At 44.5% G+C, this 8,393-nt stretch carries 8 protein-coding genes; 1 reads left to right on the top strand and 7 read right to left on the bottom strand.

The window, feature by feature from the left end; all coding sequences use genetic code 11:
• Positions 1–196: hypothetical protein (locus JJU34_RS07700; RefSeq protein WP_228691758.1), on the top strand; the 196-nt coding region annotated here is incomplete at its 5' end.
• A 163-nt stretch (positions 197–359) separates the two neighbouring features.
• On the opposite strand, the gene JJU34_RS07695 is transcribed toward JJU34_RS07700, so the two are convergent.
• The 7 genes from JJU34_RS07695 to JJU34_RS07665 form a co-directional block, all read right to left on the bottom strand.
• Entirely contained in the window at positions 360–1,448 is a 1,089-nt protein-coding gene (locus JJU34_RS07695) for a Fic family protein (protein ID WP_228691757.1), read from the bottom strand.
• Positions 1,449–1,994: 546 nt separating this feature from the next.
• On the bottom strand, positions 1,995–2,612 hold the full coding sequence (locus tag JJU34_RS07690; protein WP_228691756.1) for a hypothetical protein: 618 nt from the start codon (positions 2,610–2,612) through the stop codon (positions 1,995–1,997).
• Between the two features lie 88 nt (positions 2,613–2,700).
• Positions 2,701–2,880 (bottom strand): hypothetical protein, encoded by a 180-nt coding sequence (locus JJU34_RS07685; protein ID WP_228691755.1) that lies wholly within the window; start codon positions 2,878–2,880, stop codon positions 2,701–2,703.
• A gap of 4 nt (positions 2,881–2,884) precedes the next feature.
• The gene (locus JJU34_RS07680; protein ID WP_228691754.1) at positions 2,885–3,049 is read right to left on the bottom strand and encodes a sulfatase-like hydrolase/transferase; all 165 of its coding nucleotides are present in this window, start codon (positions 3,047–3,049) and stop codon (positions 2,885–2,887) included.
• Between the two features lie 81 nt (positions 3,050–3,130).
• Positions 3,131–4,492 (bottom strand): trehalase family glycosidase, encoded by a 1,362-nt coding sequence (locus tag JJU34_RS07675; RefSeq protein ID WP_228691753.1) that lies wholly within the window; start codon positions 4,490–4,492, stop codon positions 3,131–3,133.
• 19 nt (positions 4,493–4,511) lie between these two features.
• Positions 4,512–7,391 (bottom strand): sugar-binding domain-containing protein, encoded by a 2,880-nt coding sequence (locus tag JJU34_RS07670; RefSeq protein WP_228691752.1) that lies wholly within the window; start codon positions 7,389–7,391, stop codon positions 4,512–4,514.
• 76 nt (positions 7,392–7,467) lie between these two features.
• Positions 7,468–8,349, bottom strand: coding sequence for a sulfite exporter TauE/SafE family protein (locus JJU34_RS07665; RefSeq protein ID WP_228691751.1), 882 nt, complete (start codon positions 8,347–8,349; stop codon positions 7,468–7,470).
• Between the last annotated feature and the right edge of the window lie 44 nt (positions 8,350–8,393).

Below are 8,393 nucleotides of genomic sequence, written 5' to 3'. Positions count from 1 at the left end.
GGCTTTGCCCTATTCCATTGGCAAAGAGCAAATATCGGGCTTAGCAAACCCCAATTCCTCCATCATCTTAGCAAAAAGGCATGGTATTTTAACCTACTTGGACGGAAATTTTTGGGAAAGGCTTGGTTCAATGGCTGTTTTTGGCATTTTGGATGAATTTGATCATAGTTTTGAGCTTCGAGCTGTTAGCTTTTAGCTACGAGCTTGAAGCTTGGAGCTCCTTTCTAGAAAATCAATTTATTATAGTACCCAGTTAACATCTTTTGCTCATCTTCCAGTTGTTGAAGCAGATCACTTACAGGTATGTGTGGATATAATCTTTCACAAAGCAACAATTGGGTTTCTAGCTCATGGCTAAATTATTCAAGAACACTATTTTCGAGTATATTCATCAAAGGCGTGTTGAGATAAAGTTTTTCTTTCCCTACTTTTTTTGAAACTAAAAAACCTTCTTCTTCTAAGGTGCTGAGATAATTCCCTACAGTTTTGGGAGTTCCCAAACCTGCATCTATCAAAGATTGTCTTTTCGTATATGGCAATCGAAAAATAATTTCTACAAGATCTTTAGAATATATTTTGGGCAATTTTGCACGAATACTATCAGCGGTAAATTCCATCAGTTGGGTTACATTCTCCAATCTTTTTAATCCATGATTGGCAGTTTTCTCAACCATTTCGAGCATGTAGCGGATAAACTTTTCCCAATTTTGTTCTTCAGTTACTCCCCTCAAAAGCCTGTAGTAATCATTTTTGTGTTGTATGATATATTCACTCAAATAAATAGCAGGAATATCCAGAAGCCCTGATTGTTTAAGGAATAAGAGCAATAAAATTCTTCCCGTTCGACCATTGCCATCGGCAAAAGGGTGAATTGCTTCAAACTGATAGTGCATAAGGGCCATTTTGATCAAAGGGTCAAAGGATTCATCATCATTGATGAATTTTTCCCACTCTACTAATTTTTGCCTGATCACATCTTCCCCGCCGGGTGGTGTATAAATTACCTCACCATTTGTATTTGATAGTGTAGTACCAGGAGTGTTTCTGATACCAGCTGTATTCCCTTTTATGGTTTGAACCAATTCTATGCAAAGATTGGTCGTAATAAATGGTCGTGCTTCCAAGCGCTCCAGACCAAGCCAAAGTGCTTGCTTATACCTGAGTACCTCTTTAGTCTCAGGATTTTCAAATTTTTTATCTGCAATTAGTGATTGGTAAAGGTCATCATTGGTTGTAATGATATTTTCTATGGCGGAACTAGCCTTTGCCTCCTGCAGATGGATAGTGTCCAAAAACAAGGTAGGATTGGGTAAATTCCGAATAGCTCCATTCAGTTGGGACAAAGCCCTACTTGCGGAGATTGTTTTCAAAAGAATGCCTTTGGTTTCCAATTCAATTTGTGGTGGTAAGGCAGGGAGATAATTATATGGAATATTTCTATTGAACATGTTCAGGAACGAGGGTAAAGATTACACTTGAGAAATCAACGAGGGTAAATTTATCGATTTTTTACCCTCGTTCAAGTGAAGAGGGTAAAAATTACACTCGAAACTTACGAAGCAAGCAGTTTTAAACGATGAACTACTTTCCACTTGAAGCTCATAGCTATCAGCTAAAAGCTCAATTATAAAAGACGGCAATCACCTTCAAATGCGCTTCATTATTCAAGGAGTTCAAATCCTTGTAGTATTGGCTGGATTGGCTCAGGATGGTTTCCACATAGCGTTCCTCATCCTCCATTCGACGCTTGATAAAACCGGTGATTGGTTTATCTGAAAATGCGATCTGGAAAGGTATTATACATCCCAGATATAAAAACCGTGATTCGTGAAGTCGAGGCATGGCAAAACAACCGGAACAATAAAAACAAGCTGTGTCTGACCCATGACTTATTAATGGAGTCGAACATCCATTAAAAATTCAAGCTGGAAGTTTTACTGTCAACCAATGACTAAACTGGAACTACTTACCGCCTAAAAATAATTCTTTGTAACCTATTCATCTAGGGAAATAAAAACCATTCTTTCCTCTTCCTTTTCACCATAAAGGAACAGCTTGTTATTTTCCATTTGGAAATGCTTCGCTGAACGCAAGCCTTCTAAAAACTTAATTTCAAAACCCTGCACGGGAAAGGTAGTGCCGGCAAAGCTAGGAATTGTCCTTATGCCGCTGTCTGGTATGACAAAAGTGATGACCTCCTCATCGACTTGGTAACAACCTTGCAAATGGGAACTAAAACTAATGGCGTCAAAATAGATAGATTCGCTACACTGTTTGCCATCTTGAGAAAGATTCAAGATGACTTGAAACAAATTGTCATAGTCCTCTCCAGTTAAAGTAAATTCAGCAATACGGGCCAAACAGGTAAGGTTATCCAGTCGACCAGAATGCATGTCTTGAAAGCCAACAAATTCCCATTTTCCAGTAAGTTCAAATTCACCTTCCTTTTCGGATAAGTCAAAAACACAAATATTTCTTCCGCTTTCTTGCGCTGGAGGAGAAGGGGGAGTTGGAGGAGCAGGAATAACAGGTTCCTCAGGGTAACTTGGATCTGCTGGGGAAACACAGGCCGTAAAAGCAATGAAAAGCAAAAAACATAACCGGTTTTTCATAATTCTGGGAGGTTACAGTTGAATGGCAGAATGATCGTTTTCCCCGATAGTACATTCAACGTACTATTTGTCTAAAAGTACGAAAAATTCAGTGTTTATCAACCGTCTTCAACAGCTTTTGGACGATTTCAGGTTGCACCTCAACATAGTCGATGGTTTCACCTGGATCTTCCCGCAAGTTATAAAGCTCCAGTTTTTCTGGAAATTGGGTCAAATTATACGTAGACCTGAAGATATTTTCCCGTTCTTGAGCAGAAAAATCAAGCAATAAATTAAGTTTTCAATCCCCAAATCGTAAAACGAAGTCCTTCGGTCATCATCTTGTCTATTTCCGTAGTTTGGTTCCAGATGGATCCGTAGCCAGACAAGTCCCCATAACCTAGATCATCGCAGAAAATCAAAATGATATTTGGAGCCTTTACAAGATGCTGTCCCACGGCAGAATAGGTTATCCATGAAACCAAAAGCACATGTAACCAAATCGTTTTCCGAATGAAGTGAACTATAAAATCCAATAGCTATTTTCCTGCAATCTTCAAGGTATACTTCTTGGTCAATCCATCCAGCATCATCGTCGCGATGGTGGCAGCCATGCAATAATCCTTCACTCCCAGGGGCTTCCCCGATATGGAATCGTAGTGCTCGTTTAGTCCATTTTTGATGGCATTTTCCACGTTTGCGTCTGCGATCTTTGCAGCGAGTTCCTTGTATCCATAAGCTGCCAATCCGGATGCAATCTGGTAATTCGTGGGAGGCCATGTATCTCCACGCCAAAAGCGGTTGGATAGCCAACGGGGATCTCTAGGGTCTACGGTCGGAACGGGTACTGGGGTCTGCCAAGCTTCTGACCCCAGCTCTTCAGCCATACGCTTGGCCATGGCTGCCGTAGGAACACCTGCTGCCAAAGGCACCCAGCTACTGATCGTGGCTACAGGTATTTTCTCCATGGTGTCCATCTTTACCGAAAGGAAAGTTCCAGCTTCCTCATCCCACATGTATCGACGCATGGCATTTACCGCTTTTTCAATAAAGGGCTTTCTTCGGGATGCCATCCCCATATCCCCAATTTCTTCCGCCAAGCGCACCAAGCTCTTTTCCCCCATAATCAAATAGGCTGTATTGCCGGTCACCCACATATCACCATACCAATTGCCTTCAAGTTGATTCCTGCGCGTGGGATGCTTTTGCAGCGTTAGATCATCCATATTACACTCATAATCAAAGGTCTCCCACCTGGCATGCTGAATATCGCCACTGTATGAGCCAATGGTAACCATACCTATATTGGTGACATCCCGCTCACGCCAGTACCAATCGTGCCATTTCTCCAACCGGGGTAGGCATTGCTTCAGCAGCTCTTTATCTCCGTTGCGGGAATATACCCGTTCCAATCCCCATGCCAATATGGGGATCTGGGAGAACATGCGCAACTCCTGTGGAAACGTCTTGATAGCCACGGTAATCATGTCTTGCGCAAAGTCCGGAACCGTGTCGTTCCACCTATCTTGAAAGTCCCAGTAGTTTTGGAAGATCTCCCGTATCAGCTCCTTTTTATCCGGCAAAATAGCTAACAGGTCTACCACAAACATGGTATCCCATATCCACTGACCGAGGTAATACGGCCCGCCTGGCTGCACCCAATGATGCTTCATCGGAGGAGTAGGAGGCAATATTCGATCCAACACACATTTCTCCATCACCCGCTCCGCTATCCGCAGGGCATCTTCCCTGTTCGACTCAAACAGGGAACTGATATCCAGATTTCCGAAGCTATTAAACACGTCGTTTCGTCCGGAAACAATCGCGGGTACTCCCATGATTCCCAAGGCCATCGTACCCGATGCCTGTATAAATCTCCGTCTTGTATTATCTTTGTTCATGAACAATCGGTTTGGTTTTTTAGGGCAACAACTTTTGTAACAGCGTTCGATCTATCTCTGTAGAAGGATCAAATTGATCCGATTCAACATAGTTTAATATACTATAATTCAACTGCCTGGCTTCTGGGTGATCCAACAGGTTAGGAAGATCAATAGCGCAAACCAGCAAACTTCCCTTACCATATTTGGTCTCGAAAACGGTTCCAAGCTTGTGATTTCTCCCAAAATTATCGATTGTTTGTATGAGCGGACGAAAATCCGCAGGCGTTTCATCTAGGATAATCGGTCGGCTATTTTTCACCAAATGCCACCATTGCCAATTACTGTGAAATTCCGTCGGAAATTCCCTAAGTAGCGGAGAATCGGGATCGCAGATGAACCCCAAAGAACCCGGCGCCGGATCGACTCCGCGATTGGCAGCACCCCTTGCAAACATGGGCCAGGACCAAAAATCTGTAATAAACGATCCCTCAATGGACTTTGGAAGTCGGTCCAATTCAGGGAACAGGATAACTTTCCCTCCCATTTCTAGGTGACTTTTGGCAGATTCGTCGAGACGCCGGGAAACCAAAATATCGGAAGGCACACTGGTATCGATTTCATCGGGGTAGACCCAAAGATCGTAGGTGTTTTTATAGAGGGTTTCGGCAATGGCCACAGATATCTTCACCTGCTGCGGTCCCTTTACCTCAGTGAGCGGAATACGGATTTCGCCAATTTCCCGCAACGCTCCGCGGGAAATGGTACCGGCATCCTGACTACCCTCTACGATCACCTTTCCGGATAGATCGGCAAGCTGCCAGTTTATCTTCGCATTGACCAAGTCCCTCGGCCCGTAATGGGCTACATCCAATGACGCCTCGAACGTCTCAGTGGTAGTCCAGGTATATTTTTCCATTTTCAGCAACGGAACCACTTCACTGCAAAACTGCCTCCATTCTTCCGGAGTAATGAGCCCTTTAGACTGCATAAACACATTCATAATACCAACTGGGGCGGTTCCCTGCCCCGGAAAATCCATGATATCCAGCAATTGAAATCCCCCGAAGTCAGGGGTGCGCAGTGCGGCCTCAATATCCTCCCGGTAACAGATCACCGCGAGCTTTCCGGACGCTTTTACAAAGTCGTCAGCTTGGTCCAACATGTTCGCCTTTTCCAGTCTCTCTCGAAACAACTCGTAGTTTCTCGCACGGGTCACACCAGTATACTTTGGAATCTCATTGAAATCAGGCGATACCTGAAACTGACCGGTTTCGTGCCCGATCACCGGAACCTCTACATGTGCAATAGATGGCGTAAAGTTTACCAAGGTAGAGGGAGACTGCTCGTTGATGTGTCCATAAGGCGCATTCTTTGAAATATACGCAAAGGATCCTCGCACAGGAAGGCTATCCGCGGTAGCACCAATCACCCAAAAATCGTCCCCTTCAGCTAGAGAAGGTTCCCAGTGCATGTTGTTGCTGCCTTGCGCGTATAGTCTTCTAGGGTCTTTTGCTTTAAAGGCTGCCACGAGATCAAACATCGCCTGATTTCTCCCCAACTCGTTTCCTAAGGTGAACATGGTAAAAGAAGGGTGGTTGCCAAAATGTCTAAAAATAAGATCGGCTTCCTTTTCGAGGTATTCTTGCAATGTCAGATTGAACTTGCTTCCCTCTAGTTCAAGGTAATCCACGTTGTATATTTTTCGGACTTCCTCTTGTTCCATACTGCGTTGATCCATGCCGCTGCGCTTATTAGGGAGCTCCGGCTGTAGATAGACACCAACCATGTCTGCAGCTACCAATGCCTCCTTGGGAGGAAACCAAGAATGAAACCGCCAGTGGTTGATTCCATAGGACTTCAATGTTCGAAACATCTCTATCCAGGACTCCCTGTCCATCGGCGCATAGCCTGTAATGGGGAAATTGGCGCAGTCAATACGCCCTCGCAAAAAAATGCGGTTCCCATTATTGGTCAAGAACCTACCCTCCCGTTTGAATTCCCGCATCCCGAAATCTATTAGGCCGGTATGCTGATACCGTTCCCCGTCGGATTCAGCATCCAATGTCACTTGTAGGCGGATCATCGCTGGATCAAACTCATCCCAAAGCGGTGCCTTTTTATCAAATAAAAAATCGATGTATACCTCAGATTGACTTCCTATCTCCGACACTGCCTCCTGGTGCGAGGAAAAGCGTATGGCTTTTGTTGTGTTCCAAGTCGTAGCCTGAAGTGTTATCTGCCCGAAAGCATCCCTTTGGGTGATATTTCCAATTTTTACCCTTAGTTTCACGCGATTATTTGCCACATCCGGATAGACCTGTACCTCATCAATCCAGATAGGGTCGGTAGCCTGCATTTCCATTCTACCTACGATCCCATTCCAATTGGTCTGCGTACGTTCATCTACAGCATGAGACGGGCCTACAGGAGGTAGCTTGGCATTGTCCACTAAAACCGTAATGACGTTTTTGCCAGGGACAATGGCCTTGGTAAGATCAAAATACTGGGGTGCACTCAAGGTATTTTCATAACCGCAATACGTGCCATTTAGCCAAACATGGGTGTCTTTGGTACGCTCCAAGAATAACTGCACCCGTTTTTTTTGCCAAGAGGTAGGGATTTCGATTTCCTTTTGATACCAAGCCGCACCTTTCCAGTACCAAACGCGAGAGAGACGGTCTTCCGCACGCTCATCAATAAATTCACCTTTCTGGTTCTCATCGGTAGTACCGGGCAATTGCACCGAATCGGAAAATATCTTGCCAAACCATCCTTCCTCCAGCCCTCTACCATCCGGGTCTAACTCAAAACTCCAACGTCCCGATAGGTCTATGATTTCGGTAAAATGATCGATCGGTTGGTGACATCCAACAATTAGTGCCAATACAAGAAAGGGAAGCGTGCGTTTAAATCTCATTTGTTTTAGCTTAAATATGTATAGTCATCGATATTCCGTCATTTTTTTAGGATAGCTAGCCAAAAAATCATTCCTTTCAACCAACCGCCACTTTGGTACCAGGTTCCTTTTGTGCCGCAGACAGAAACATCCATCCCGATGTATACAACACAATGCACAGCACCACCCATTTGAGGATTAACAGAGGCAGGGATTTGACCACAAATGCAGCCAAAAAAACACCAAAAATACCGGCGATCGTCAGCGAAATGGCAACTTTCCTATCATAGGCTCCTTGCTTGACAAATCTTGCTCCGCCTGCTGCCATTAACATGCCCGTTGCGGTCATCATGATGGGGAAGGCGGTAAGTGGATGCATGCCGAGCGCATAAACCATGGCCATACAGGGCGCATAAAACCCGACTCCGATGGTTTGCAAAGCCCCAAAAACAAAACTCATCCCCACAATAAGCGCCAATTTCCACCCCGTAAGCCCGATGGCTTCCCCTCCGACCGGCATCCAATCCAAAAAACCGGCTATTATAATCAGAGCAACGGCCAATAAGCCGGACCCTAATCCGATCTGAATTTTGCGCCGTGACATCTTGGACACCATACCGGCACCCAAAATGGCTCCCAAGGGAGCGGCCGTGGACATGGTAATCAAGGTAATTGGATCTACTTCGACCACCGTCATAAATATAAACGCTTGGGTTACCGTAGGAATGGTATTGCCTACGTTCATGGTTCCCGGAATTAGCCGGTCATCGACCAATTTAAAAAACTTAAAGATGGCTGTCTGCTGCGCAAAACTCCCGATCCCAAGGGTGTCAAAAAAATTGGTGATGAATCCAGTTCCCAAAAGCCCAGACCAGGGCTTACCTGAAAAAATCTTCCGGTGTCTAAAAACATCGGAAAAGTAGTAGAACCCAAACGAACCGGTCATGACACCTAGAATGATTTTTAATATAATACTCATAGTGGAAGCATTAATGCGATAGAAAGTAGCTCTAAATAAACTGT

It is taken from the genome of Lunatimonas sp. (assembly GCF_020832325.1).
In the GTDB taxonomy this organism is placed as follows: domain Bacteria; phylum Bacteroidota; class Bacteroidia; order Cytophagales; family Cyclobacteriaceae; genus Lunatimonas.
The sequence above is the reverse complement of the archived record's forward strand: the minus strand, read 5'-3'. Positions and strand labels throughout refer to the sequence as shown.